The 26,392-nt window shown below is 69.0% G+C and carries 20 protein-coding genes, 1 other RNA gene and 2 pseudogenes; 14 read left to right on the top strand and 9 right to left on the bottom strand.

Going from position 1 to position 26,392, the window contains the following annotated elements:
* Positions 1-1,038, top strand: a 1,038-nt coding sequence (locus H5407_RS21800) for a hypothetical protein (protein WP_183106607.1), incomplete at its 5' end; no start/stop codon positions are given.
* A gap of 12 nt (positions 1,039-1,050) precedes the next feature.
* On the opposite strand, the gene H5407_RS21795 is transcribed toward H5407_RS21800, so the two are convergent.
* Complete coding sequence (locus H5407_RS21795; RefSeq protein WP_183106606.1) at positions 1,051-2,199, bottom strand: FAD-binding oxidoreductase; 1,149 nt, start codon at positions 2,197-2,199, stop codon at positions 1,051-1,053.
* A 5-nt stretch (positions 2,200-2,204) separates the two neighbouring features.
* Positions 2,205-2,645 (bottom strand): acyl-CoA thioesterase, encoded by a 441-nt coding sequence (locus tag H5407_RS21790; protein WP_183106605.1) that lies wholly within the window; start codon positions 2,643-2,645, stop codon positions 2,205-2,207.
* A gap of 52 nt (positions 2,646-2,697) precedes the next feature.
* Here H5407_RS21790 and H5407_RS21785 point away from each other — a divergent pair, with 52 nt between their 5' ends.
* From H5407_RS21785 to H5407_RS21770, 4 genes are all read left to right on the top strand, one after another.
* Positions 2,698-4,542: an ABC transporter ATP-binding protein/permease gene (locus tag H5407_RS21785; protein WP_183106604.1), complete on the top strand. Its 1,845-nt coding sequence runs from the start codon at positions 2,698-2,700 to the stop codon at positions 4,540-4,542.
* A 43-nt stretch (positions 4,543-4,585) separates the two neighbouring features.
* Complete coding sequence (locus tag H5407_RS21780) at positions 4,586-5,518, top strand: LysR substrate-binding domain-containing protein (RefSeq protein ID WP_183106603.1); 933 nt, start codon at positions 4,586-4,588, stop codon at positions 5,516-5,518.
* Between the two features lie 115 nt (positions 5,519-5,633).
* Positions 5,634-6,530, top strand: a complete 897-nt coding sequence (locus H5407_RS21775; protein WP_183106602.1) for an amino acid ABC transporter substrate-binding protein — start codon at positions 5,634-5,636, stop codon at positions 6,528-6,530.
* 458 nt (positions 6,531-6,988) lie between these two features.
* Positions 6,989-7,414, top strand: a complete 426-nt coding sequence (locus tag H5407_RS21770) for a GFA family protein (RefSeq protein ID WP_183106601.1) — start codon at positions 6,989-6,991, stop codon at positions 7,412-7,414.
* A gap of 102 nt (positions 7,415-7,516) precedes the next feature.
* Here H5407_RS21770 and H5407_RS21765 read toward each other — a convergent pair.
* Positions 7,517-7,801: pseudogene (locus H5407_RS21765) on the bottom strand (IS110 family transposase); the annotation flags it as partial.
* 192 nt (positions 7,802-7,993) lie between these two features.
* Between H5407_RS21765 and H5407_RS21760 the strand changes: the two are divergent.
* Positions 7,994-8,554 (top strand): hypothetical protein, encoded by a 561-nt coding sequence (locus tag H5407_RS21760; RefSeq protein WP_183106600.1) that lies wholly within the window; start codon positions 7,994-7,996, stop codon positions 8,552-8,554.
* Between the two features lie 324 nt (positions 8,555-8,878).
* On the opposite strand, the gene H5407_RS21755 is transcribed toward H5407_RS21760, so the two are convergent.
* On the bottom strand, positions 8,879-9,778 hold the full coding sequence (locus tag H5407_RS21755) for an ADP-ribosylglycohydrolase family protein (RefSeq protein ID WP_220800740.1): 900 nt from the start codon (positions 9,776-9,778) through the stop codon (positions 8,879-8,881).
* Positions 9,779-9,999: 221 nt separating this feature from the next.
* Between H5407_RS21755 and pyrC the strand changes: the two genes are divergently transcribed.
* Genes pyrC through H5407_RS21735 form a run of 4 tightly spaced genes read left to right on the top strand, consistent with a single transcriptional unit; the run spans position 10,000 to position 14,186 of the window.
* Positions 10,000-11,046: a dihydroorotase gene (gene pyrC, locus H5407_RS21750; protein WP_183106598.1), complete on the top strand. Its 1,047-nt coding sequence runs from the start codon at positions 10,000-10,002 to the stop codon at positions 11,044-11,046.
* Positions 10,991-11,815, top strand: a complete 825-nt coding sequence (locus H5407_RS21745; RefSeq protein ID WP_183106597.1) for a DUF3025 domain-containing protein — start codon at positions 10,991-10,993, stop codon at positions 11,813-11,815. Before pyrC ends, H5407_RS21745 begins: the two co-directional genes overlap by 56 nt.
* Before the next feature lie 32 nt (positions 11,816-11,847).
* On the top strand, positions 11,848-13,215 hold the full coding sequence (locus H5407_RS21740) for a serine protease (protein ID WP_255501391.1): 1,368 nt from the start codon (positions 11,848-11,850) through the stop codon (positions 13,213-13,215).
* Positions 13,197-14,186: an FHA domain-containing protein gene (locus H5407_RS21735; protein ID WP_183106595.1), complete on the top strand. Its 990-nt coding sequence runs from the start codon at positions 13,197-13,199 to the stop codon at positions 14,184-14,186. Before H5407_RS21740 ends, H5407_RS21735 begins: the two co-directional genes overlap by 19 nt.
* Positions 14,187-14,268: 82 nt before the next feature.
* On the opposite strand, the gene cysK is transcribed toward H5407_RS21735, so the two are convergent.
* Entirely contained in the window at positions 14,269-15,183 is a 915-nt protein-coding gene (gene cysK / locus H5407_RS21730) for a cysteine synthase A (RefSeq protein ID WP_183106594.1), read from the bottom strand.
* Between the two features lie 230 nt (positions 15,184-15,413).
* Here cysK and H5407_RS21725 point away from each other — a divergent pair, with 230 nt between their 5' ends.
* Both H5407_RS21725 and rnpB read left to right on the top strand, forming a co-directional pair.
* The gene (locus H5407_RS21725; protein ID WP_183106593.1) at positions 15,414-17,774 is read left to right on the top strand and encodes a hypothetical protein; all 2,361 of its coding nucleotides are present in this window, start codon (positions 15,414-15,416) and stop codon (positions 17,772-17,774) included.
* 76 nt (positions 17,775-17,850) lie between these two features.
* Positions 17,851-18,188, top strand: an RNA gene (gene rnpB / locus H5407_RS21720) — RNase P RNA component class A.
* Positions 18,189-18,883: 695 nt separating this feature from the next.
* Here rnpB and H5407_RS24905 read toward each other — a convergent pair.
* Positions 18,884-19,141, bottom strand: a pseudogene (locus H5407_RS24905) (Gfo/Idh/MocA family oxidoreductase); the annotation flags it as partial.
* 191 nt (positions 19,142-19,332) lie between these two features.
* Here H5407_RS24905 and H5407_RS21710 point away from each other — a divergent pair.
* Together H5407_RS21710 and H5407_RS21705 are read left to right on the top strand one after the other, a co-directional pair.
* The gene (locus H5407_RS21710) at positions 19,333-20,535 is read left to right on the top strand and encodes a multidrug effflux MFS transporter (RefSeq protein ID WP_183106592.1); all 1,203 of its coding nucleotides are present in this window, start codon (positions 19,333-19,335) and stop codon (positions 20,533-20,535) included.
* Between the two features lie 109 nt (positions 20,536-20,644).
* Positions 20,645-21,712 (top strand): carbonic anhydrase, encoded by a 1,068-nt coding sequence (locus H5407_RS21705; protein ID WP_255501389.1) that lies wholly within the window; start codon positions 20,645-20,647, stop codon positions 21,710-21,712.
* Positions 21,713-21,721: 9 nt separating this feature from the next.
* On the opposite strand, the gene H5407_RS21700 is transcribed toward H5407_RS21705, so the two are convergent.
* The 3 genes from H5407_RS21700 to glk form a co-directional block, all read right to left on the bottom strand.
* Positions 21,722-22,444 (bottom strand): ABC transporter substrate-binding protein, encoded by a 723-nt coding sequence (locus H5407_RS21700; protein ID WP_183106591.1) that lies wholly within the window; start codon positions 22,442-22,444, stop codon positions 21,722-21,724.
* A 60-nt stretch (positions 22,445-22,504) separates the two neighbouring features.
* Entirely contained in the window at positions 22,505-24,799 is a 2,295-nt protein-coding gene (locus H5407_RS21695) for a response regulator (protein WP_183106590.1), read from the bottom strand.
* A gap of 203 nt (positions 24,800-25,002) precedes the next feature.
* Positions 25,003-26,019 carry a glucokinase gene (gene glk / locus H5407_RS21690; protein WP_183106589.1) on the bottom strand — a complete coding sequence of 339 codons (1,017 nt, stop codon included), beginning with the start codon at positions 26,017-26,019 and terminating at the stop codon, positions 25,003-25,005.
* Positions 26,020-26,392: the final 373 nt, after the last annotated feature.

Genomic DNA, 26,392 nt, shown 5'->3' with positions numbered 1-26,392 from the left:
GCCCCGGCGCCGGCACCCGCCAGCGGCGCGTCCTCCCCGGGGCGCCCAGCGCAAGGGCTGTTGTGCGCCCGGGAGGACGGCGGGGACGCTGACCCTGCCGCCCAGGTCGCCCCGCAGGATCTGGACACGGCGTTCGCCGAGGCCGCGCGGCGCGCAGCGACCCAGCTGCAGGGGGCGAAGGGTGAGCTGGGGCAGGCCTTCGGGCAGTTCCTCGGGGCGTGGGACCGTCGGCAGATGGCGGTCCGGCAGTTCCAGCAGGGCGTCCCCGGCTGCGCGGCGGACGTGCGGTGCCAGGACGAGGCGGACCGGGTGGGGGAGTCGGCCTACGTGCTGGCCCTGTCGCCGCTGGTGAAGCGGGCCCTCGAGGGCCGAGACGCCCGCGTCTATGGCCTGGCCTACGCGGCCTGCTTCGGGGTGCCGAAGGCCCGGCGGGCGGGGTCCGGCTGTGACAGCCTTTCGGCGGAAGGCTGGCAGTTCCGGGATGCGGGCTCGCTGGAGGCGCAGGTCGCGCGGCTGTATGAGGCCCACATGGCCGATCAGGCCGGGGCGCTCGAGGAGGGCTACTTCCAGATGAGCCAGCGGCCTGCGCTGCCGATTCCCCGGTCCCCGTTCGGCTGGCTGGCGGAGGTGCCTGAGTTCGCTGCGCTGGACGATTCGGTCCAGGGCGTCATCTACACGAAGCTCATGATGGACATGCCGCGCCCCCGGCTCGAGACGCTGCTGCTGTCGCACTGCACGAAGTCCGCCATGGAGGCTCCCGCCCGGCAGCAGGTCTGCCAGACGCTGGCCCGGACCGTGATCGCCTCGCCCCAGGATCTGCGGGTGTCGCTGGCGGCGGTGGAGATCGCCAAGCGGCTCGGCACGCTGGACGAGCAGACGCGGGCCGTGGCGCGGGAGCTCAGCGCCGTCGAGCGGCGGATGGCGCGGGCCTTCGGCGCCCGGGACCGCATGCCCTGCGCCACCTTCCAGCGCTTTGCCGGCACCCAGCGGCAGGCCTGGCAGCGGGGCGATCTGGCGGCCTACCGCGAGCTGCCGTGATCGTGTCGATGTTCAGATCACGTTGAGCTCACGGTAGGGCTCGCCGCGCTGCAGCCGGTCCGCGCCCAACGGCGAGAGGTCCAGGGTCTCGTAGCGACCCGTGGCGATCCATTCCGCCAGCCCGCGCCCAATGCCCGGCGCATGCTGCAGCCCGTGGCCCGAGAAGCCGCAGGCCATCAGCAGGCGCTCCTGCCCGGGCCAGGGGCCCACCAGGCCGTTGTGGTCGATGTCGTTCATCTCGTAGTAGCCGGCCCAGCTGCGCGCCTGGCGCAGGCTGGCAAAACCTGGCACCCGTTCGGCCAGGGCGGGCCAGAGGCGCTCCTCGAAAAGGTAGTCCTCGGGATCCAGAGGGAGGTCCGGCGCATCCTCGCCGAAGGGCGGCCCGCCGCAGATGAACTGGCCCGCGCCCTCGGGCCGGAACCACAGGCCGGACGGGTCGATGATCAGGGGGCAGCCCGGCGCCTGCTCTTCGGTGCGGAAGGCATAGACGCTGCGCCGCCGGGCGCTGACGGGCAGGGCGACGCCCGCCGTGGCAGCCAGCTTCGCGGACCAGGCGCCGCAGGCCAGCACGAAGCGGTCCGCCGTCAGCAGGCCGCCGCTGGCGGCCTGCACCCCGCAGACCTGGCCCTGGCTGTCCCGCTCCAAGCGCAGGGCCTCGTCCTTCACGTACTGCACGCCGGCGGCCTGGGCCCGCTGCTTGAGCGACTGCAGCAGGCCCCAACCATCGAACCAACCCTCGCCGCTGCGACCCCAGCTGCCCAGGGCCAGGTCTTGCGTGGCGAGCCAGGGGAAGCGGCGCCGCAGCTCGGCCGGGTTCAGCAGGGCCACGTCGGCGCCCTGCCGGCGCTGCAGGGCATTCAGTGCCTCCTGCTGTGCGGCGCCCGAGGGCGGGATCAGGTAGAGATAGCCCTGCTCCACCAGCCCGGCCTGCGGCCCCGCGGCGCGCAGCACCTCCAGGCCGTGCAGGGACAGGGCGATGTTCAGCGGCGTGGAGAACTGCTGGCGGATGGAGGCCGCCGAACGCGCCGAGGAGGCCAGCTCGTAGCCCGGATCGCGCTCCAGCACCGTGATGCGGCCGCGCCAGCCCGGGCGTTCGGCCAGGCTGGCGGCCACGGCGCTGCCCAATGCCCCGCCGCCGATGATCAGCAGCGTGTCCGGCATGCGGCTCAGTCCTCGATGGTGAAGGGGCGCGGCTTGCCGTCCTTGTCGATGGCCACGTAGGTCAGCTGCGCTTCGGTGACCTTGACCACATGCGGGCTGGCCGGGTTGCGCTCGGCGATCACCTCCACCTGCAGGGTGATGGAGGTGCGGCCCACGCGGATCACCTGAGCATAGAAGGACAGCAGGTCTCCGATGGACACCGGCTGCTTGAACAGGAACTCCTTCACCGCGACGGTGGTGATGCGCCCGCGCGAGATCCGGGCCGGCAGGATGGAGCCGGCGATGTCCACCTGCGCCATGATCCAGCCGCCGAAGACATCGCCGTTGTGGTTGGCGTCAGCCGGCATGGGCATCACGCGCAGCACCAGTTCGCGGGGCCAGACGCGCGCGTCTGGGGCGGGAGCGGCGCTGGGCGCAGGGGCCAGGGGGCTTTGGGTGTCGGACATGGTGGGCAATCTGTACTGCAGTGACAATGCGGCCCATTCTCTACCTATCACCATGCGCCGTCATCCTTCTGTCACGACTCCTGCCTCCTCCTCGCACGCAGGCTCGGCCCAAGGTGGCGCTGCGCCCCGCCTGGACACCTCCGTCAAGGGCGACTGGGGCACCGTCGCCAAGCTCGTGCCCTACCTGTGGCACTACCGCTGGCGTGTGAGTCTGGCCCTGGGCTTCATGCTGGCCGCCAAGCTGGCCAATGTGGGCGTGCCGCTGCTGCTGAAGGAGCTGGTGGACAGCCTCAGCCTCAAGCCTGGTTCGGCCGAGGCGATGCTGGCGGTGCCTGTGGGCTTGCTGATGGCGTACGGGCTGCTGCGGCTGTCGACCTCACTGTTCACCGAGCTGCGCGAGCTGGTCTTCGCCAAGGCCACCGAGGGCACCTCGCGAGCCATCTCACTGCAGGTCTTCCGGCACCTGCACGACCTCTCCCTGCGTTTCCATCTGGAGCGCCAGACCGGCGGCATGACGCGCGACATCGAGCGCGGCACGCGCGCCGTGCACTCGTTGATCTCCTACTCGCTCTACAGCATCCTGCCCACGCTGATCGAGGTGGTGCTGGTGCTGGGCTTGCTCGGGATCAAGTTCGATGCCGTCTTTGCGCTGATCACCATTGCTGCCCTGGTGATCTACATCGCCTTCACCGTCTACGTCACCGAGTGGCGCACCCAGTTCCGCAAGCAGCTCAACGAGCTGGACTCCGTGGCGCACAGCAAGGCCATCGACTCCCTGCTGAACTACGAGACCGTCAAGTACTTCAACAACGAGGACTTCGAGGCCAGCCGCTACAACGAGAGCCTGGAGAAGCTGCGCCGCGCTCAGCTGAAGTCGCAGAGCACGCTGTCCATGCTCAACACCGGGCAGCAGCTGATCATCGCCCTGGCCCTGGTGGCCATGCTGTGGCGGGCCACGCAGGGCGTGGTGGCGGGCCATATGAGCCTGGGTGATCTGGTGATGGTCAACGCCTTCATGATCCAGCTCTACATCCCGCTCAACTTCCTGGGCGTGATCTACCGCGAGATCAAGCAGAGCCTCACCGACCTGGAAAAGATGTTCCAGCTGCTGGCCCGCGACCGCGAGGTGGCCGATGCACCGGGTGCGCCGGCCCTGCAGGTCACCAGCGGCGCGGTGCGCTTCGAGGACGTACGCTTCGCCTACGACCCCGAGCGGCCCATCCTGCACGGCATCAGCTTCGAGATCCCGGCGGGGAAGAAAGTGGCCGTCGTGGGCCCCAGCGGTTCGGGCAAGAGCACGCTGGCGCGTCTGCTGTACCGCTTCTATGACGTCGATGGCGGCCGCATCCGCATCGACGGCCAGGACATCCGCACCGTGCAGCAGGGCTCCGTGCGCTGCGCCATCGGCATCGTGCCCCAGGACACCGTGCTCTTCAACGACAGCATCGCCTACAACATCGGCTACGGCCGGCCCGGGTCCACGCAGGCCGAGATCGAGGCCGCAGCCAAGGCGGCCCACATCCACGGCTTCATCGCGGCCACGCCCAAGGGCTACGAGACCACGGTGGGCGAGCGCGGGCTCAAGCTCTCGGGCGGCGAGAAGCAGCGCGTGGCCATCGCCCGCACCTTGCTGAAGAACCCGCCCATCCTGATCTTCGACGAGGCCACCTCGGCCCTGGACTCCAGCAACGAGCGCGCCATCCAGGCCGAGCTGGAGGCCGCGGCCCAGAACAAGACTGTGCTGGTGATCGCGCACCGGCTCTCCACCATCGTCGATGCGCACGAGATCCTGGTGATGGAGCAGGGCCGCATCATCGAGCGCGGCACCCACGCCCAGCTGCTGGCCCAGGACGGCCGCTACGCCCGCATGTGGGCCCTGCAGCAGGCCGCGCATTGACCCCCTTGAAGAACCCCTCGACCCCGGCGCTACACTGCCCCCCGTGGAAACCAAATGGCTTGAAGACTTCGTCAGCCTGGCCGAGACGCGCAGCTTCTCGCGATCGGCCCAGCTGCGGCACGTGACCCAGCCGGCCTTCTCGCGCCGCATCCAGGCGCTGGAGGCCTGGGCGGGCGTGGACCTGGTGGATCGCTCCTCCTACCCCACCCGCCTCACCGCTGCCGGCGAGACCCTGCTGGGCCAGGCCATGGAGGTGCTGGGCAATCTGCAGGCCACGCGCAACATGCTGCGCAGCCACCAGTCGGCCGGGCAGGACATGATCGAATTTGCCGTGCCGCACTCGCTCGCCTTCAGCTTCTTCCCGCACTGGCTGATGGAGCTGCGCCAGCGCTTCGGTGCGGTCAAGAGCCGGCTCAATGCCCTGAACGTGCACGACGCCACCCTGCAGCTCAGCGAAGGCAACTGCGACCTGCTGGTGGTGTATCACCATGCGAGCCAGCCCCTGCAGCTGGACCCGGAACGCTACGAGATGGCGTCCCTGGGCCACGAGACCCTGGCGGCCTACGCCCGCTCCGATGCCCAGGGCCGGCCCCTGTTCAGCCTGCCTGGGCATCCCGGCCAGAAGATTCCCTTCCTCAGCTATGCCGCGGGCGCCTACCTGGGCCGCCTGGTGGAGCTGATCGTCAAGGCCTCGCCCACGCCGCTGAACCTGGACGCCCTGTACGAGACCGACATGGCCGAGAGCCTCAAGGCCATGGCCATCGAGGGCCACGGCCTGGCCTTCCTGCCGGCCAGCTCGGTGGCGCGCGAGCTCAAGTCCGGCCGCCTGGTGCGGGCCGCGCCGGAAGGGCAGTTCGAGCTGAGCATGGACCTGCGCATCTACCGCGAACGCCCGGCCATCGCCAAGCGCAGCAAGCCGGCGGCGCTGGCGCTGTGGAACTACCTCAAGGAAGAGCAGGGCGCCGCACAGGGTTGAGGGCGGCTGATTGCGTCCGCTGCCCGGCACCTTGGTTTTTGCGGTACAAGCTCGTCACGCGCGCTGCCCCGGGGCCGCGCCACCCCCCATCCCCTGTCATCAAGGAGTGAAACCGATGAAGAAGAGCCTGACTGTGCTGAGCCTGGCCCTGGCGGCCGCCACGGCGGTCCATGCCGAGGACACGCTGAAGAAGATCAAGGATTCCGGCAGCGTGACCATGGGCGTGCGCGAGTCCTCCGGCCTGTCCTACACCATTGGCGACGGCAAGTACGTGGGCTTTCACATCGACGTCTGCCACCACGTGCTGGAAGACGTGAAGAAGCAGCTGGGCCTGGCCAAGCTGGAGATCAAGTACCAGCCCGTGACCTCGCAGAACCGCATCCCGCTGGTGCAGAACGGCAATGTGGACATCGAGTGCGGCTCCACCACCAACAATGCCACGCGCCAGAAGGACGTGGCCTTTGCCGTCACCACCTACGTGGAGGAAGTGCGGATCGCCGTGAAGGCCAACTCGGGCATCACCTCGATCTCGCAGCTCAATGGCAAGCATGTGGCCACCACCACCGGCACCACCTCGGTCCAGACCCTGCGCAAGCATGAGCGCGCCACCGGCGTGGACTTCAAGGAGGTCTTCGGCAAGGATCACGCCGACAGCTTCCTGCTGCTGGAGTCCGGCCGCGCCGACGCCTTCGTGATGGACGGCTCCATCCTGGCCAAGAACATCGCCACCTCCAAGACCCCGGCGGATTTCAAGATCGTCGGCGAGGTGCTCTCCGTCGAGCCCATCGCCGTCATGATGCGCAAGGACGACCCTGCCTTCAAGAAGGCCGTGGACGACAGCATCAAGGGCATGATCAAGTCCGGCGAGCTGGCCAAGACCTACGACAAGTGGTTCCTGCAGCCCATCCCGCCCGCAGGCGCCAAGATTGGCATGCCCCTCAACGAGGCCACCAAGAACGCCTGGGCGAATCCGAACGACAAGCCGATGGAAGAGTACGCGGTCAAGAAGTGATCGGGGCGGTGATCTGATCGGAAGGGCGGTCCGGAGGGGCCGCCCTTTTTGCTTGTGTGCTGGCTTGGGGTGGGTGGGATCGACGTTGTATTGACGCAGCAAATCCTGCTCAGGTCAATCGCGCGGTGTGGCCCGCGGCCTGCAAGAGCCGCATCCCGTCGTCCGCGCCTGAGCAGGCATCCATGCCGGTCACGCAGGGCGGCGGCGCCGCGATCACCGCATGGAGTGTGTCGTGCGGCATGGCCGGCGTACCAGCTTCGCCTTGCCTGCTGCATTGATCCTCTGCACGGCGAAAGCAGACTTGGCGTGGGCGATGCCTGCGGTCAGAATCGTCACGGAGTTCCCTTTCCGAGCGAGTTGATGAGAAGCCGTGCTATCCATCGTGACACTGCGTTGCCAGTCGCCGCATCGCGGCTGGTTCGGGAGTGGGAAGTCCCTTTCATTCCTTAGGCCACGCGATGACTACCTCCTCGTTCTCCGGCTCCTGTCTCTGCGGCGCAGTCCGCTTCTCGGTGCGTGCGCCGACCAAGTGGGTTGCTCACTGCCATTGCACCTACTGCCGCCGGGCGCATGCTGCACCGTTCGTCACGTGGGCGGGCTACGAGTCTTCGCAGTTCCAGCTGGAGCCGCAGAGCCAGGAGCCCAGGTGGTATGAGTCGAGCCCCGGCGCGCGTCGAGCTTCATGTCCCACCTGCGGCACGCCCCTGCTTTTCGAATCCTCTCGTTGGCCCGGAGAGGTGCATGTGGCGCGCTCACTGCTACCGGACGATCTGGACAAGGAAGCTGCGGCTCACGTCTTCTACGAGACGCATGTGCCTTGGTTGAGCGTGCAGGACGCCTTGCCAAAGAAAGTGAGCCCAACATCGACGGGCCAGGCGTCATGAGACTCAGCAGCCCTGCCGCGGCGCGCGGCGCGGCCTGGCCCCTTGCTGGAATTCCCTCACAAGAGCGAAGAGCTATCTCGGGTACGTCTCTCAGGCCGGCATCGCGCCAGCCGCGTCGTTCTTGCCGCGCCTGCCTGTCACGCAGCAGGGCCTGACGAATTCCGCGCGATCAGACCCACCGTGTGGCCCAAGGCCTGAAACAGCCGCGCCCCGTGACGCGCGCCTGAGCAGGCCGCCATGCCGATGACGCAGGGTGGCAAGCTGGCGGCGAGCTCATGCAGCTTTCACGCGCCACCGACGGGCGAATCACAACTCGGCCTCGCCGGCCGCATTCACCCCATGCCGGGCAATGACGTTCTTGGCTTGATCGATACCCAAGGTCAAAATGCCGCAGATTTCCCCTCGCGCACGAGTTGATGAGAGATGGCACTCCCCATCGCAGGCACCTGCTTGCCATGTGGCGCACCGCGGCTGGTTCGGGATGGAGAAGTCGCCTTCATTCCTTAGCCCTCCCCAATGTCGCTCCGAGCACTTCATCGATCGTCGGCCGTCGTGATTGGCCTCTTCGCGTTGGTTCACATGACCAACCATCTTTGGTCCTTGGCTGGCATCCATGAACACCTGGCATTCATGGAGCTTGCGCGAAAGGTCTACAGGCACGCCGCGGTTGAGAGCCTGCTCTTGTTCTGCGTGGCATTCCAGATTTTTAGCGGGCTTTGGCTGGTCATCCGCGGATGGAAGCAAAGGGTGGGTGCCGTGGCGTGGATTCAAGCCCTTTCGGGCTGCGTGCTGGCATTCTTTCTGGCCGTCCATGTCAGCGCGGTGCTCTTTGGCCGCACGGTCCTCGCACTCGACACGAACTTCTACTACGCTGCCGCCGGCATGCACGTGTCGCCGTACGAGTTTTTCTTCGCGCCGTACTATTTCCTGGCCGTCCTTGCGCTCTTCACCCATCTCGGCTGCGCCGCGTATTGGCTACTTCAGTCCTCGGCCCTCAAGACTCGCAGATGGGCAGTAGGCCTGGCCATGCTTGCCGGCGCGGCGGTGTCCACGCTGCTCGTGCTGTCGCTTGCAGGCAAGTTGCAGCCATTTGAGGTGCCGGCCCGGTACAAGGCGACCTATGCCCACCCAGACGGCTGACCGAGACGAAACTTGCATCGCTGCGGCGCCACACGCTGCCAGCGGCCGGCGCGGGACGGGTTGCTGGAAGGGCGATCGGCGCCGCGCGGGGAGAGCACCTGGCAGGCCACGGGGGCGATCAAATCCAGCGCAAGTGGTGAGGTGAAGAGAGCGAGGGCGTGGTCGATTCGTCGGTGTGTGCCGCTGGCAGGCATCGCGAAGCGCTGCCGTGTCGCCCTTGTCGCCCCGGCCGAATGGCGCATGCATGGGGACCGTGGCGCCTGACGACGTCAGCCCGCAGACCCGTCCCTGCCGGCCCTGCTTCGAAGGCCGTGCAGCAAGTCGCTATCGCAGCGCTGCCGCGGCTGCGGCATGCGCCTTGGCATGGAGCTGATCACCGATGTCCGCCAGGCGTGCCGCCCCTTCCAGGCGTGCCACCAGGTGGCCGGGGAGCGCAGCGAAGCCGTTGCGGGCCCCCCAGAGGGCGCCTGCCATCGCGCAGACCGTGTCGACGTCACCGCCGGCGTCGGAGGCAAAGCCGATGAGGGCGTCGATGGAGCGATCCAGAAATCGCGCCGCCAGGTACAGGGACGTGACGCACGAGGTGGTCGCCGTGATGCCCATGTCCAGCTCAGATCGAAGCACCTGGGGTGAGATCGGCTGGCCTGTCTGCAGCCAGTGCCGCGCCTTGTCCAGCCGGGTCGAGAACGCGGGGCTGGCGCAGAACCGAGACGCCTGCTCCAGAAGCTGACTGCCATCGGGGCCGTCCAGTGCCGCAGCGGTGGCGCCAGCCACCAGCGTCGCGCCTTCCACGGCCAGCGGATGGGCATGCGTCACCTGTGAGGCGAGTGGGGCGGCACGCAGGAGTTCGTCCGGGCGCGAATGGAAGAACAGGCCGATGACCGGCGAGCGCATGGCGCCGCCATTGCCGAACGAGCCTGCCGGGTAGACCGACAGACAGGCGTCCTGCCAGGCGCGTCCCGCCCGAATCTGCTTCAGGACCTTTGCCGCCCCAGGGCCGTAGCCTCGGTCCCACCGGTAGCTGTCGGCGAAGCGGGCGGCCAGATCGTCCTGATCGACACCGCCGTGACGGATCAAGGACAGCGCCAGATCGACCGACATCTGCGTATCGTCCGTGAACCGGTGCAGGCCTCCTGGCGTGAAGCCGAGCCAGCGCCAGAGCAGGCGCTCCAGCGGCCCGCCCTCGCGGGGAGCGCCCAGCGCGTCTCCCAGTGCCAGGCCCACCAGGGCGCCGCGGTACCGGTCCTGTGTGGGGATCCTGCTTGCGGAAGGCGTCATGCGAGGCAGCACGTGGGCGTGGCGGTGCGGTCAGCCCGGCATTTGACCATGGGGTCCGGTGCGCTTCGGCCCAGCGGAGGCCCGAGCCGGGGCCTGGCCTCGGTCTGGCCGTCGATCCGCCAGGGACGGCGGGGGCGGCCTCCGCGCTTTTGGGACAATACGCCCCCATGAGCACCCCCGCCCCCCTCACCGAACTCACCATCACCCGCCCCGACGACTGGCATCTGCACGTGCGTGACGGCGCCGCCATGCAGAGCGTGGTGCCCTACACGGCCCGCCAGTTCGGCCGCGCCATCATCATGCCGAATCTGCGCCCGCCGGTGACCACGGCCGCCCAGGCGGCGGCCTACCGCGAGCGCATCCTCGCGGCCGTGCCCGCGGGCGTGAGCTTCGAGCCGCTGATGACGCTCTATCTCACGGACAACACGCCGCCCGAGGAGATCGCTGCAGCCAAGGCCGCTGGTGTCGTGGCCCTGAAGCTCTACCCCGCCGGCGCCACCACCAACAGCGACGCCGGCGTGACCGACCTGCGCAAGTGCTACAAGACCCTGGAGGCCATGCAGCGCGAGGGTATCCGCTTCCTGGTGCACGGCGAGGTGACCGATCCGGACATCGACGTCTTCGACCGCGAGGCCGTCTTCATCGACCGCGTGATGACGCCGCTGCGCAAGGACTTCCCCGAGCTCAAGATCGTCTTCGAGCACATCACCACCAAGGAAGCCGCCGCCTACGTGATGGCCAGCGACGAGCACGTGGCCGCCACGCTCACGCCCCAGCACTTGCTCTACAACCGCAACGCCATCTTCACCGGCGGTCTGCGCCCGCACTACTACTGCCTGCCCGTGCTGAAGCGCGAGGAGCACCGCCAGGCCCTGATCAGGGCGGCGACCTCGGGCAGCCCCAAGTTCTTCCTGGGCACCGACAGCGCGCCGCATGCCTCGCAGATGAAGGAGAACTCCGTCTGCGGCGCCGGCTGCTTCACGGCGCTGTCCGCGCTGGAGCTCTACCTCGATGCCTTCGAGGCCCTGGGCGCGCTGGACAAGTTCGAGGCCTTCGCCAGCTTCAACGGCCCGGCCTTCTACGGCCTGCCGCGCAACAGCGGCACGGTCACGCTGCGCAAGCAGGCCTGGACTCTGCCCGAGAGCGTGCCCTTCGGTGATGCCCTGCTCAAGCCCCTTCGCGGCGGCGAGGCCTTGGCCTGGCAGCTGGTCTGAGGAGCCGCCCCTGAGCGAGGTCGCACTGCCGGGGCCGGGCCCTGACTGGACCGCGCCCTGGCTGGCCGACTACCGCGGCGCAGGCCTGGCCCTGCAGCAGCGCCTGGAGGCCGGCCAAACGGTGGCCCAGGCGCTCAACGCGCTGCTGGACGGGCTGCCCGCCGACGTTCAACCGCGGGTGCGGGGTCAGGTCTTGCGCTTCGTGCCGCAGTCGGCGCTGGATGAGGGGCCGGGCTACGAGGCCTTCATCGCCCGGAAAGCCGCCGTCCCCACCCGTGAGCACTGGCATGACGCCCTGAATGGCCTCGTGTGGCTGCGCTGGCCCGCACTCAAGGCCCGCCTGAACGCGCTGCATCAGCAGGGCCTGCAGACGCCGCAGGACGAGGGGCGGCGCGGCCCCCTGCGCGATGCCCTGACACTGTTCGACGAGAACGGTGCCTGGCTCGAGGCGCCGCCGGCCCTGTGCGAGGCCTTGCGCGCGCGGGACTGGCGGCGTCTGTTCATCGATCGGCGTTCGCTCTGGGCCGAGGCCCGGATGCACCTGGTCGGCCATGCCTTGATGGAGAAGCTGATGCAGCCGAGGCCCCCCATCTGTGCCCATGTGCTGCTGCAGGACCCGCTGACCCTGGATGCCGCAGCCTGGGCCGGCAAGCCCTTTGCCCCGCTGCCCGTGCTGGGGGTGCCGGGCTGGTGGCCGGCCAACGAGGAGGCCGGCTTCTACGACGATGTACGGGTGTTTCGTCCGTCACCGGAGCCGCAATGCAGCTAGCATCGCGGCAAAGTCAAGCAAGGGAGCCCCTTTTGAATCCACTTCCCAAACGCCGCCATCGCCCCGCTTGGGCCTTGGCCCTGGCGCTGGCCCTGAGCCTGGGCGCGGTCCCGGCGGCCAGGGCCCAGGCGGGCAGCCGCCCGGCCGCCTCCGCCTCGCAGGACGAGGCCAAGAAGCCCGCGCCCGTCTCGGCCGTTGCGCGCCGCGTCTATGAGCGCGCCCGCGGCCAGCTGATGCAGATCCGCACCCTGCTCAAGAGCCAGGACAGCCAGGCCTCGGTGGGCTCGGGCTTCGTGGTCAGCGAGCAGGGCCATGTGATCACCAACTACCACGTGGTCAGCCAGTTCGCCCTGGAGCCCGACCGCTACCGCCTGCGCTACGGCACGACCGAAGGTGAGGGCGGGACCCTTGAGCTGCTGGACATCGACGTCCGCCGCGACCTCGCCCTACTGCGCATCAAGGACTTCAAGCCCGAGGGCGTGCTGCGCTTCCGCCCGCCGGAGCAGCCCCTGTCCAAGGGCGACCGCATCTACTCCATGGGCAACCCGCATGACGTGGCCTTCGCCGTGGTGGAGGGCACCTACAACGGCCTGGTCGAGCGCAGCTTCGACCCGCTGATCTACTACTCCGGCTCCATCAACTCGGGCATGAGCGGCGGCCCCGTGGTCGATGAGGACGGCCGCGTGGTGGGCGTCAACGTCTCGGCCATGTTCTTCGCGCAGCAGATGAGCTTCCTGGTCCCGGGGCAGTTCGCCGCCGACCTGCTCAACAGAAGCCGCGACGCCAAGCCCCTGGACAAGCCCGTCTGGCCCCAGATCACCGCGCAGCTGATGGCCTACCAGGACGAGCTCGTGCAGGCCTTCGTCAAGCAGCCCTGGCGCGACGCCGGCCATGCCCGCTACCAGCTGCCGGTGCCGCAGGAGCAGTACATGCGCTGCTGGGGCCGGGGCACGGGTGCGGACACCAAGGGCCTGGAGTTCCAGCGCTCGCAGTGCCGCATGGAGCACGCCATCTTCATCAACGGCGGCATGCAGACCGGCTACCTGGACATGGCCCACGAGGCCTATGACGGCAGCAAGCTGGGCTCGCTGCGCTTTGCGCGCCAGTACGGCAACAGCTTCCGCAACGAGCGCCTGGGCCGCGACGACCGCGACCGCACCGCCCCTTACTGCCGCGAGGACTTCGTCGAGCAGCAGGGCCTGCCCCTGCGCGCCGTGGTCTGCCTGCGGGCCTATCGCAAGCTGCCGGGCCTGCACGACCTCAGCGTGCTGGTCACCACGGTCGATGCCAACACCGAAGGTGCGCTGGGCCGCTTTGACGCCAAGGGCGTCAGCTTCGCCAACGCACAGACCCTCACCCGCCACTACCTGAAAGGCTTCGCATGGACCAGGCCGCAGTGATCGAAGTCCTGGACCGCGACGGCCAGGTGCGCTCGGTCCACAAGGTGCAGGCCTGGCCCCTGCGCATCGGCCGTTCGCCGGCCTGCGAGCTGGTGCTGGACGATGCCCATGTGGCCGGCGAGCATGCCGAGCTGGCCTGGGACGAATCTGGGCCGCGGCTGAGTCTCCTGCCCAGCCTCAACGGCGGCTGGCTGGGCCGACAGCGCCTGCTGCCGGGCGAGTCGCGCGAGCTGCCTGACGACGTGGTCTGGCAACTGGGCAACACCCGCCTGCGCCTGCGCAGCATGCGCTCGGCCCTGGCGCCGGAGAAGCCCCTGGCCCATCCCGAGTTCGCGCGCAGCCGCCTGCGCCACCTGCTGGTGCCAGGTCTTGCCCTGCTGTGGGCCCTGCTGCTGTGGCTGGACCAGTGGCTGGGCTCAGACCCCGGCACGCCCTGGATCCAGTACGCACCGGCCCTTCTGGCGCCCTTCGCCCTGGTGCTGGCCTGGTCGGGGCTGTGGGCCTTGGTGAGCATGCTGTTCCACCGCTGGTTCGCTTTCCTGCCGCATCTGCGGCGGGTGTTGCTCGTGCTGGTGGGCCTGCACCTGCTGGGCATGGGCCTGCCCGTGGTCGCCTACGCCTTGTCCTGGCCGCGGCTGATGGTGGTCGAGGCCCTGGTGTTCCCTCTGGGCCTGGCGGGCCTGCTGTGGTGGCATGCCAGCCTGGTGTGGCCGCGGGCGCGCCGCATGATGGCGGTCGGCCTGGCCAGCCTGCTGGTGGTCAGCATGGGCCTCATGGTGGGCAAGCGCTGGGAGCAGCAGCACTGGTTCGGCCCGGCTTATCTGAGCGTGCTGCCGCCGCCAGCGATGCGCCTGGCCGCGCCCAAGCCGGTGGATGCGCTGGTGGATTCGCTGGCGCCGCTGGAGGCCCAGCTCAAGCGCCAGGCGGCCCGTGACAACGACCTGCCCAGCCAGGACGGCGCGGAGGAATGAGCCCGAAGGCGGCCTTGCTGCCGCTGCGGACCCTGTGAAAAAGGCCCCTCACGAGGGGCCTTTGTTCGGGTGGGCCGCAGCCTCAGGCGGGCAGGAAGCCCTCGACCGACAGATAGCGCTCGCCGGTGTCGTAGTTGAAGCCGAGCACGCGGCTGCCCGCCGGTAGCTCGGGCAGCTTCTTCGCGATGGCGGCCAGGGTGGCGCCGCTGGAGATGCCCACCAGCAGGCCTTCTTCGCGCGCCGAGCGGCGGGCGTATTCGCGCGATTCCTCGGCCTCGACCTGGATCACGCCGTCCAGCAGCTGGGTGTGCAGATTGTCGGGGATGAAGCCGGCGCCGATGCCCTGGATGGGGTGGGGGCTGGGCGCGCCGCCGCTGATCACGGGCGACTGGGCCGGCTCCACGGCGAAGACCTTCAGCTGCGGCCAGGCCTTCTTGAGCACCTGGGCGGTGCCGCTGATGTGGCCGCCGGTGCCCACGCCGGTGATCAGCACGTCCAGGCCGTCAGGGAAGTCACGCAGGATCTCCTCGGCGGTGGTGCGCACGTGCACAGCCACGTTGGCGGGGTTCTTGAACTGCTGCGGCATCCAGGCGCCGGGCGTGCTGGCCACCAGCTCCTCGGCGCGGGCGATGGCGCCCTTCATGCCCTTCTCGCGCGGGGTGAGGTCGAAGGTGGCGCCGTAGGCCAGCATCAGGCGACGGCGCTCGATGGACATGCTGTCCGGCATCACGAGGACGAGCTTGTAGCCCTTGACCGCAGCGACCATGGCCAGGCCCACGCCCGTGTTGCCCGAGGTCGGCTCGATGATGGTGGCGCCGGGCTTGAGCAGGCCCTGGGCCTCGGCGTCCTCGATCATGGACAGGGCGATGCGGTCCTTGATGGACCCGCCCGGATTGCTGCGCTCGGACTTCACCCAGACCTGGGCATTGCCGAACAGACGGTTGACGCGGATGTGCGGGGTGTTGCCGATGGTGGCCAGAACATTGTCGAAAGGCATGGTCGCTCCTGTGCAAGGCCACCAATGGTAGCGCCGCAGCTTATGACCGGAAGGTCTAAGTAACTGCGCGTAAGAGCGCCGGATGGCGCCACTTTTTGGACTGGCACATCCCCTTCTGCGGGACGTGCGGTCCCACAATCCAGCCCTGGATCCCGCTCCGCTGGGGCGGGCCCGTTGATGGACTTGATAGGGGGCACGAGATGAACGATCGGAATGGGAACGGGACAGCCATGATGCGCCGGAAGTTTGTGCTGGGCTCCGCCATGAGCGTGCTTGGCGGCCTTCATCTCACCGCTTGCGGCGGTGGTGGGGCGACCGCCATGGCGTCCACGCCCTCTCCCAATACGACGCCATCCGGCGGCACGCCTGCCGAGGGCGGGATGCCCGTGAACCCCGACAACCAACTGCGCGTGAGCCTGCCCACGGGCAGCGAGAGCAACTATCCCCTGCAGTTCGGCCGCCCCTTCGCGGCCGGCGAGATCGCCGACACCCCCAGCGTGTTCCTGGACGGCGCCATCGTGGCCTCGCAGGCGGACGTCAAGTCGCGCCATGCAGACGGCTCGGTCAAGTTTGCGGTGATCTCCGTGGTGCTGCCCAGCCTGGGCACCACCGAGCGCGTGCTGAGCTTCGGCAACCAGCCCCGGCCCACGGCCACGCCGCTGCCCGTCGCCGACATGCTGGCGAACTTCGACTTCGACGCGACCATCAGCCTCGCCTTCGGCCAGGCGGCCCCCACGCCCACGACGGTCTCCGCCCGCGCCATGCTCGCCGCGCAGACCGACGCCGGCCTGGCGGCCGAGACGGCGGCAGGCGGCGTGCAGAGCCGCTACTGGACCCAGGGGCCCCTGTGCACCACGGTGCTGCTGTGCGACCACAAGACCAAGGCCTTCGATGTCGGCAGCAATGCCACGCGGGCCGTCCGTCCCATGTTCCATGTGCAGTTCTGGCCGACCATTGGCAAGTACCACGTGCGCCACATCGTCGAGGTGGCCGACGTCACCCGGCTGAAGGACGAGACCACGACCACCCTCAGCTTCAGCACCGGCAAGGCCAGCCCGGCGGTGCGCCTGTCGCAGTCCGGCGTGAACCTTTTTGCCGGCACCTGGCAGTCGCGCGCCTTCTGGGGCGGGCGCGAGCTGCCCCGAGCCAGCATCAAGCACGGCGTGGCCTACCTCGCCAAGACCCGCGCCCTGCCCAACTACGACAGCAGCATCACCATTCACTCCGGCTCGGTCGCCAGCTATGCCAGCGACTGGGCCACGCGCCAGCAAGGGCTGGGTGCGAGGGGCTACTGGCAGATCGCCATGTCCAGCGTCGGCGGTCGCCAGGATCTGGGTCTGATGCCCAAGTGGGACTGCGTCTCCCTCTACTCCGGCGCGGCCAGCATGCAGGCCATTTGCGAACGTCATGCCGAAATGGCGGGCTCCTGGGCCTTCTTCTTCCGTGAGGGCGACAGCGCCAAGACCATCTACGGCAGCACCTCGGGGCAGGGGCGCATCCTCTCCAAGCTGTCGCGGCCCACCGTATTCCTCCACGACAACAACAACTACTGGAGCCAGGCCGCCGCGGCGGACCGCTTCAAGGTGGACGGCACCCTCAACGGCACCCGGGACGGCTGGCAGCACGACGCGGCGCACACGCCCGGCACCTTCTGGTGGATGTACCTCAGCAGCGGCCAGGCCTTCTGGCAGGAGAAGCTGATGCAGCTGGGGGCCTGGTCCCTGTTCGTGGTGAACCCCGGCCTGTCCTTCAACTCGGTCGGCAACGGATCGTCGAACAAGTCCATGATCATCAACGGCGTGCAGGTGCGCGGCTGGGGCTGGCAGTTCCGCAACCGCGCCCGCGCCTGGTGGGCGGCCCTGGAGGGCAGTCCGGAGCGCGCGCTGCTCGAGCAGAGCCTCACCGAGGCCCTGGCTCAGCGCTACGGTCTTTATGACATCAGCAGCTCGCTGGACGCCCATCCGATCCGCGTCAGCTGGAACACCAACTACATGGCTTGGTATTCCAACGGGCCCACCCAGCCGCGGCCCAATGCCCTGGCCTACTGGGAGGGCAGTGGCGGCTACACCCGGGACCAGTTCATCAACTCGGTGGGCCAGCCTCCTGACGACTGGGGCGGCGGCGCGACGGCGCCCTGGATGCAGAACTTCATCACCCTGTCGGTCAACCATGCCGTCGAGCTGGGCGTCTCCGCGGCCCTGCCCCTGAGCAACTGGGTGGCCTCGCAGGCCATGAAGATTGCCAAGTCTGCGCATCCGCGGCACATCGCCGACTACGTCTTTCCCCAGACCAAGAAAGACGGCACTTACTACCAGACCCTGGACGACCTCTACGACGGCTTCCCCTACCTGGCCGAGGGCGACTCCCCGCCCAGCATGCCGGCGACGAGCAGCGGCGGCTTCCCAGGCGGGGGTGCTCCGGGCACCTACCAGGTCACCGTGGAGGGCTATGGCGCCATTGCCGTGGCGGCCATCGCCTCGTCCAACGGCAGCACCGACCAGGCCGAGGCCTGGGCGGTGGTGGGGCCCTGGTCCAGGAACACCTACTACTTCAACCACGACCCGCGCTACGCCATCGTGCCGCGCAGCTGAGGGCGGGGCGGCCTGCCGGGCGGCTGTGCTGGGCGTTTTCGCGCGCCCCCGCCGCATCTGGGATAATGCCGCCCGTGAAGCAGATCAGACCGCCGCTGGTGCGAGCGTGGAAACACGGCACTGGAGGAAGGTCCGGACTGCAAAGAGCGGCGTAGCAGCTAACGGCTGCCCGGCGAAAGCCGAGGATCAGAGCAACAGAGACGAGTCAGGTCGGGTCCGCCCGACCTGGGTGAAACGGGCAATCTCTACGCGCAGCAACACCAAGTAGGCCAGCGATGATGCGGCTCGCAGAGCTGGCGGGTAGGTGGCACCGAGCCGGGCAGTGATGCCCGGCCCAGAGGAATGGCGGTCACGGGACCAGGCCCGCAAGGGTCAGGTCTTGCACAGAATCCGGCCTATCGATCTGCTTCACCCATATACGACGGCATCGGCTGCGCCTGGCCTCCGCTGCTCAGCAGGTCCTCGACGGTCTGCTGCACCGCCAGCGCCTCGGCAAAGCCGGGCAGGGCGTGCGAACGGCCGTCCAGCATGGCGCTCCAGTGCTCCAGCAGATCGGCCTCGGTGAGGTCGGGGCGCAGGTCGCGCTCGCCAAGCTCGCGCCAGTCATCGTCCTTGCGCAGGCGGATGCGCCGGAACCAGTCGCTCAGCCAGACCTCGCCACCGCGGGCGCGCCAGCGCATCTCGTTCACCTCCGCCTCCTGGCCCAGCACGGCGGCGTCGATATCCACCGGCACGCCGGCCGCAAACAGCCGGGCGCGCAGGCCGATCTCGGCAGCCTCGGCCTGGGCGGGGTAGAGCAGCTCGCTGTGCACCACCTCGGCGGTGCCCAGCACCCGCTGCAGCACGAAGATGAAGTGCGACAGCACCTCACGGCAGAAGCCGCCTTGCGCGCGGCCAGCCAGCCAGGCGCCTGCGCCGCGCTGCCAGGGGCGGGGCCAGTTGGCAAAGCGCAGGGTCAGCTGCACAGACTCCAGCTCGCCCATGGGATGGCGGGAGGCCGCACCGAAGCAGGACTGCAGTTGGGCCAGGCCGCTGCTGGACGCCAGCGAGAAGTTGACAGCCGCCCGGTGATGGCCCTGGCGCTGCAACTGCAGCGTGCGGGCCGCGGCCGCGGCATCGACCGCCAGGGGCTTTTCGCAGAGCACCGGCAGGCCCAGCGCGAAGGCGCGCTCGGCCCAGTGCAGGTGCGAGGCCGGCGGGCTGGCGATGTAGACACCGCGCAGTCCCGCCTGGGTCAGCAGTTGCTCGGGCTCTTCGGGCACCAGCAGCTGCGGATGCCGGGCGCGCAGGGCGGCCCGAGCCTCCGGGTCCGGGTCCCAGGCGCATAGAGGCTGAAAGCGGGGATGACCGTGGAGCCGGTCCAGCATTCGCTGGCCCATGACTCCCAGTCCGATGAGGCCGATGGCGTAGGGTTCGGGCATGTTGAGGATTCACGCAAGCGCGCCGGAGTTTAGGCCAGTCGCCAGCGTGTTCGGGCGCCGCCCGCTACACTGACCCGCTCCTTTCCTCTCGCCGCCCGGTCCTGGCTCCGGGGCTGGGCGCACAACGCACACTCCCGATGAATCCTGATGCCGGCACCCTCTGGCGCGGTCCGCGCTGGACTTTGGCCGTCCTGCTGGCCTGCCTGGGCACCGTAGGCCCCTTCTCCATCGACACCTACCTGCCGGCCTTCGCCGGCATCGCGAAGGCCCTGGATGCCACCCCGGTGCAGATGCAGCAGACACTGTCCAGCTACCTGCTGGGCTTTGCGCTGATGAACCTGTTTCATGGGGCACTGTCCGACAGTTTCGGCCGTCGCCCAGTGGTGCTGGTGGGCACGGCCATCTTCGCGCTGGCCTCGCTGGGCTGCGCGCTGTCGGCCAGCATCGGCCAACTGATCTTCTTCCGCACCGTGCAGGGCATGTCGGCCGGTGCAGGCGTGGTGGTCTCGCGGGCCATCATCCGCGACATGTTCCCGCCGTCCGAGGCACAGCGGGTGATGTCCCAGGTGACGCTGTTCTTCGGCGTGGCGCCCGCGGTGGCGCCCATGGTGGGCGGCTTCCTCTTCGTGCACGCCGATTGGCACGCGATCTTCTGGTTCCTGGTGCTGGTGGGCTCGGCGCTGTTCGTGGCCAACTGGCGCCTGCTGCCCGAGACCCTGCACAAAGACCTGGCCCAGCCTTTCCACCCGCGTGACCTCATGCGCGGCTACTGGCAGCTCTGCGGCAGCCGCAAGTTCCTGCTGCTGACCATCGCCAGCGGCGTGCCCTTCAACGGCATGTTCCTCTACGTGCTGGCCGCCCCGGTCTTCCTGGGCGAGCACCTGCAGCTGGCGCCCACGCAGTTCTTCCTCTTCTTCCTGTTCAGCATCGGCGGCATCATGGGCGGTGCCTGGTTCAGCGGCCGCCTGGCGGGCAAGATCAAGCCCCGGGCCCAGATCCGGCGTGGCTTCTTCATCATGCTGGTCATGGCCGTGCTCAACGTGGCGCTGAACCTGGCCTTGCCGCTCAGCGTCTGGTGGGCGCTGCCGGTGATTGGCGTCTTCGCCCTGGGCTGGGCCCTCATGGTGCCGGTGGTGACGCTGATGGTGCTGGACCAGGTGCCTGAGCGCCGCGGCATGGCCTCTTCCCTGCAGGCCTGCATCAGCAGCGCGGCCAACGGCCTGGTGGCCGGCGTGCTGGTGCCCCTGGTCATGCATTCGGCCCTGGGTCTGGCCCTGGCCTCCGCGGGCATGATGGCCATCGGTCTTGTGGCCTGGCTGTGGGTCAAGCGCGAGGTCTGAGCCGCAGGGGCCGGGCACTCAAGACTGCCGTCGTCCGGCCGATGTAGAAGCAGGCGCATGCCGAGCCGGCCCGTTCACAGGCGTGGCCGCGCGTGCTCAGGAGCCTTTCATGCACCACCGAACCCTTGCCGCCCCGTCCCTGCCGTTCCCACAGCGCCCGGCGCTGGCTTGCCTGAGCTGGCTGATGGTGGGCGCCCTGTGCCTGGGCTGGCCGCAGCCTGCGCAGGCGCGCTCGACGCCGGCGGAGAAGAGCGAGCCCAAGGTCGAGAAGGCGGAGAAAGCCGAAAAGCCTTCGTCCGACAAGACCGCCACCCAAGCCAGGGACGATGGCAAGGAGGAGGGGGCGGCCGAGAACCTGGGTGTCCTGCGCCAGCGCCTGGCGCAGCGCCTGGCCACCCGGCCGGACCCCGCCCCTGCGCCGTCGGGCAAGGCCGAGACCCGGGCCGAGACCAAGGCGGAGCCCCGAGCCAGCAAGCGTGCCGAGCCCAAGAGCCATGGTGGCGAGCTGCACTGGGCCTACGAGGGGGAGGGCGGCCCTGAGCACTGGGGCGATCTCAAGCCCGAGTACCGGCTCTGCGCCAGTGGCAAGCGCCAGAGCCCCATCGACATTCGCGACGGCATCCGCGTGGACCTGGAGAAGATCCAGTTCGACTACCAGCCCAGCGGCTTCGCCGTGCTGGACAACGGCCATACCATCCAGGTGAACCTGGCCCCCGGCAACAGCCTGCAGGTGATGGGGCGCCGCTACGAGCTGCTGCAGTTCCACTTCCACCGGCCCAGCGAGGAGCGCATCAACGGCCGGCAGTTCGACATGGTGGCCCACCTCGTGCACAAGGACGCGGACGGCCGCCTGGCCGTGGTCGCCGTGCTGCTGGAGCGGGGCCGCGACCAACCCCTGGTGCAGACCGTGTGGAACAACCTGCCCTTGGAGAAGGGCGAGGCCCTGCCGGCACCGGGGCAGATGGATCTCAACCAGCTGCTGCCCGAGGACCGCGGCTACTACACCTACATGGGCTCGCTCACGACACCGCCCTGCTCGGAAGGCGTGCTGTGGATGGTGATGCGCCAGCCGGTCCAGCTCTCGGCCAGCCAGCTCAACATCTTCGGTCGGCTCTACCCCATGAATGCGCGGCCCGTGCAGGCCGGATCGGGGCGGCTGATCAAGGAATCGCAGTGAGTACCGGCCTCACTGCGTATAGCCGAAGCGTGCGTAGATGCTCTTGATCACACCCTTCTGATGCAGGGTCTGCAGCTGACTGTTTAGCTGCTTGACGGTCTCTTCCGGCAGCTGCTTCTGGCAGGCCAGGTACATCTCGGTGCGGTTGAAGTTGAGCACCGGCTCGATGTTGCTGATGCCCTGCTGCCTGAGGCGGTACTGGCCGATCAGGCGCCCCGTGGCCCAGTAATCGATGCGGCCGGCCAGCAGCTTGCGTGGGTTGGCGTCGTCGCTGGGCGCCGCCTCGACGATGTAGCCGCGGGCCTGCAGGTAGCTGACGATGGCATCGCCCTGGTAGCTGCCGATGCGCATGTTCTGCACTTCCTCCAGGTGGCCGGGCCGGCTTGCCCCGCTGCGGGCGAAGAGGGTCCAGTCATTGGCCACCAGGGGTCCGATCCAGCGGTACAGCTCCTCGCGCTCCGGGGTGCGCGACATCGAGAACACGCAGGTGTTGACCTGGGTCCGTGCCATGGCGATGGCGCGCGCCCATGGGTAGACGGCGATCTCGTACTCGATGCCCGCGCTGTCCAGCAGGCTGCGCACGATATCGGTGGCCAGGCCGGTGACGCGGCCCTGGCCGTCACTCATGTTGTAGGGCGGGTACTCCTCGGTGGTGAGGATCAGGCGCTGCTGGGCCTGCGCGCTGGCGCCGCAGCCGACCACCAGCCAGAGCCAGAGCATCCAGTTCTTCATGGGGCCCTCCAGATGGCCGCGCCGGGCAGCCCTACGAGACGACTGTAGCGCTGGCCGACGTCAGTGGCCAGCGGCGGCATGGAGCCAGCGGCGCAGGGTCAGGAAGAGTTGCTCGGCCACCACCGGCTTGGCCACATGGTCGTTCATGCCGGCATCCAGGCAGCGCTGGCGTTCCTCGGCAAAGGCATTGGCGGTCATGGCCAGGATGGGCAGTTGGCGGCCCTTCTCGGTGGCACGGATGGCGCGGGTGGCGTCCAGGCCGTCCATGGCCGGCATCTGCACGTCCATCAGCACCAGGCCGTAGTCGCCTTGCTGGACCATCTCGCAGGCCTCGACGCCGTCATTGGCCACGTCCACCTCCAGCCCCGCGCTCTGCAGCAGGGCCACGGCCACTTCCTGGTTGACCACATTGTCCTCGGCCAGCAGCACGCGCCGGCCTTGGAAGGGCGTGAGCAGCTCGCGCGCGGCCTGGCCGCGCTGCAGGCCGGCGGCCGCCAGGGGCTGGTCGGACAGGGGCAGCTCCAGCTCCAGCCAAAACAGGCTGCCTTCGCCGGGTGCGCTCTGCACGCCCACCTCGCCGCCCATCAGCCGCGCCAGGCGGCGCGAGATCGCCAGGCCCAGGCCTGTGCCGCCATAGCGCCGGGTGGTGGAGCTGTCGGCTTGCTCGAAGTCCTGGAACAGGCGCGCCTGGGCCTCCTCGCTGATGCCGATGCCGCTGTCCTGCACCTCGAAGCGCAGGCGCAGCTGCTGGGGCGTCTCTGCCAGGACGTGGGCCCTGAGGCGCACGAAGCCTTGGTCGGTGAACTTGATCGCGTTGCCGGCGAAGTTGATCAGGATCTCGGTGATGCGCTGTGCGTCGCCCATCAGCACGCGGTTCTGCAGCTCGTCCGGCACGTCCTGCTGCACCTGCAGCTGCTTTTCGGCGGCCCGCTGCGCCATCATGCTGGCGATGTTGTCCAGCAGCTGGTTGACCGAAAAGATGCCGGCTTCCAGGTGCAGCTTGCCGGCTTCGATCTTGGAGATGTCCAGCACGTTGTTGATCACGCTGAGCAGGTGTTCGGCGGCGTCCGCCACCTTCTTGAGGCGGTCCTGCTGGGCGGGCTCAACGCTGTCGCGGCGGGCCAGGTAGGTCAGCCCGATGATGGCGTTCATCGGCGTCCGGATCTCATGGCTCATATTCGCCAGGAAGGCGCTCTTGGCCAGGTTGGCGGCCTCGGCGGCCTTGGTGGCGGTGGCCAGGGCCTGGGTGCGGGCCTCGACCAGCTCCTCCAGGTGATGGCGGTAGCGGTCCAGCTCCAGGGCGTCGCGGCGCTGGCGGGAGATGTCGGTGAGGAAGCCGTGCCACAGCACCGAGCCGCCGTCCTCCAGCTGCGCAATGGCGTTGCCATAGAGCCAGCGCTCGCTGCCGTCGGTGTTGTCGGTGCGGAACTCCTGCTGCCAGGGGCTCAGGTGGCGAGCCGAGGAGGCCAGGGCCTCGCGCACGGCCTCACGGTCCTCGACATGGATGCGCTCGAACAGGGCATCGGCTTCGCTCAGCAGCAGCTGGGCGGGCACGCGGAAGTAGTCCTTCACCGCCTCGCTGACGTAGGCGAAGCTGAACTTGCCGTCGGGGCTGCGGCGCAGCTGATAGACCACGCCGGGCACGGTCTCGGCCATGCCGCGCAGGCGGTCGATCAGCTGGCGCTGGGCGTCGAACTGGTGCTGCAGGGCATCGCGCATGTCCTGCAGGTGCTTGCCCAGTCGGCCGATCTCGTCGTTGCGGCCTCCTTCCAACTCGGTGCTGAAACGGCCCTGCGCCATGTCGTTGGCGAAGCGGCCCAGCGCACGCAGCGGGCGCATCACGCGGGAGTTCAGGGCCAGCAGCACCAGGGCTACAGAGATCAGCAGCTGCCCGCCCACCGTGGCGGCATAGAGCCAGCGCTGCCGGCTCAGGGCGGCTGCGGCCAGATGGTCGTCGATCTCGATCTGCAGATGGCCGATGCGGGTGCTGCCGCGGAAGATGTCCCGCTCGCCCTTGATCAACTGGCCCAGTTGGCGCTCGGGATGGCGCATCTCGATGAAGGGGAGGCCCTGGGACGCATCGCTGACGGCCACGCGCACAACGTCGGGGGACTTCATGATGGCAGCGGCCACCTCGCGGGCGGCCACCTGGTCCAGGTTCCACAGCAGCTCGGGCAGGCTGCTGGCCAGAACGTCCAGCTTTGCCTGGAGGTCGCGTTCCAGGTTCTGCTGGGCCACCTGGGGTTCACGCAGGCCGATCAGCAAGCCGCCGACGCTCAGCGCCGGCAGCAGGAGGCCGGTGCTGACACCGATGGCGAGGGCCACGAACAGCGAACTGGTGCGCTTGCGACTCAAACAAAGACTCCTGGACCGTCAGCGGGCGCGGCGCATGCCGCGCCGGGGGCTGTCGCCGCCTCAGCAGGGTCGGTGCCGGCCACCTGCGCGGATTGTGCACGGCTTAGCATAGCCGCCGACTGATCCAGAACCAGGGGCTGTCTTGTTTGTGTCAAATCCTGCGCGGCAAATGTCGCACCGTCACGGGATAGGCGGGCCGAGCCTCAGTGGCCCCGGTCCAGGGCTCGCGCGGCCCCCAGGAGGGCGGGGGAGGTGGGGCTGTCGATGACGAAGCAGGGGATGGGGGCCAGCAGGGCCCGCAGCCGGCCCTTGCCCTCGAAGCGCTCGCGAAAGCGCGAGGCGCGCAGCTCGGGCAACATGCGTGGCGCGATCCCCCCGCCGATGTAGACGCCGCCGGTGGCGCCCAGAGTCAGGGCCAGGTTGCCGGCCGTGCTGCCCAGGAAGCGGCAGAAGAGGTCGATGGCGCGCTGGCACAGGGGGTCACCCGCGCGGGCCCGCGGCAGCACCTGCTCCGGCTGCAGCGCAGGGTCCGCGGCGGCAGCCAGCATCGCGGCGCTGGCCCGGTAGAGGTTGAGCAGGCCCGGCCCGGACAGCGCCCGCTCGGCCGAGACATGACCGAAGCTGCCGCGCAGGATGGCCAGCACGGCGGACTCCTCGTCGTCCATGGCGCAGAGGGTGGCATGCCCGCCCTCGCCGGCCAGGGGCACCGGCCCCTGAGCCGACGGCAGCAGGCCCGACACCCCCAGGCCCGTGCCCGCCCCCAGCAGGGCCAGGGGCGCCCGCGGTTGCGCCAGGCACTCTGCCGACGGACGCACGCCCCCCAGGTCCTGCAGCGCGGCGCCCTCCAGGCCGGGCAGAGACAGGGCCAGGGCGGTGAAGTCGTTGATGACCTCCAGGCGCTGCAGGGCCAGTTGCTGCCGCAGGGCCTTGATGGAGAAGGCCCAGTGGTGGTTGGTCATGCGCACCTCGTCCCCCGTCACCGGATTGGCGATGCCCAGGGCGCAGGCGGCCGGCCGGGTCTGCGCCTGGTCGGCCAGGTAGTGCCGGATGGCGTCGCCCAGCGTGGGGTGCTCGGCGCAGCGGTAGGTCTGGACATGACTCAGCGGCGCTCCCGGCCTGTCCATCCAGGCGAAGCGCGCATGGGTGCCGCCGATGTCGCCCAGCAGGCGCGGGAACGGGGCCTGGGTCGCGAGGGCCGGTGTCGGGTGGGCCTGGCTCATGGGAGTCTCCTGGTGCGGTTCTGGCTGGAATGCCGCCATTGTGGATGAAACCGCTTTCATGCCGCAAGAAAATATGTGGCTGGGGAGATCAGTGTTTCCACTCAGCTCAGATCCAACTGGCATCAAGATAATGAAAACGCTTTCAAACAACATCGCCGGCTTCCGTCCGACAGCCCGCAGCGCCTGACCACTCTCGTGCCCTGGCGTGGCGGGCCCTGCGGCAGCCGGCCGGAGACCGCCCATGGCCGCCATCAATCTCCCCCTGCCCCACGGGGCGCCCCTGCGCCCCTGCTTCCTGCTGCCCCTGAGGCGCTGGCCCGCCATTGCCGGCCTGGCCCTGGCCGCCTGTGGCGGCGGCGGCGCCCCGGCTGCC

The sequence above is a fragment of the Mitsuaria sp. WAJ17 genome (genome assembly GCF_014174515.1).
Taxonomy (GTDB): domain Bacteria; phylum Pseudomonadota; class Gammaproteobacteria; order Burkholderiales; family Burkholderiaceae_C; genus Roseateles_B.
This window is presented reverse-complemented; position numbering and strand designations above follow the sequence as displayed.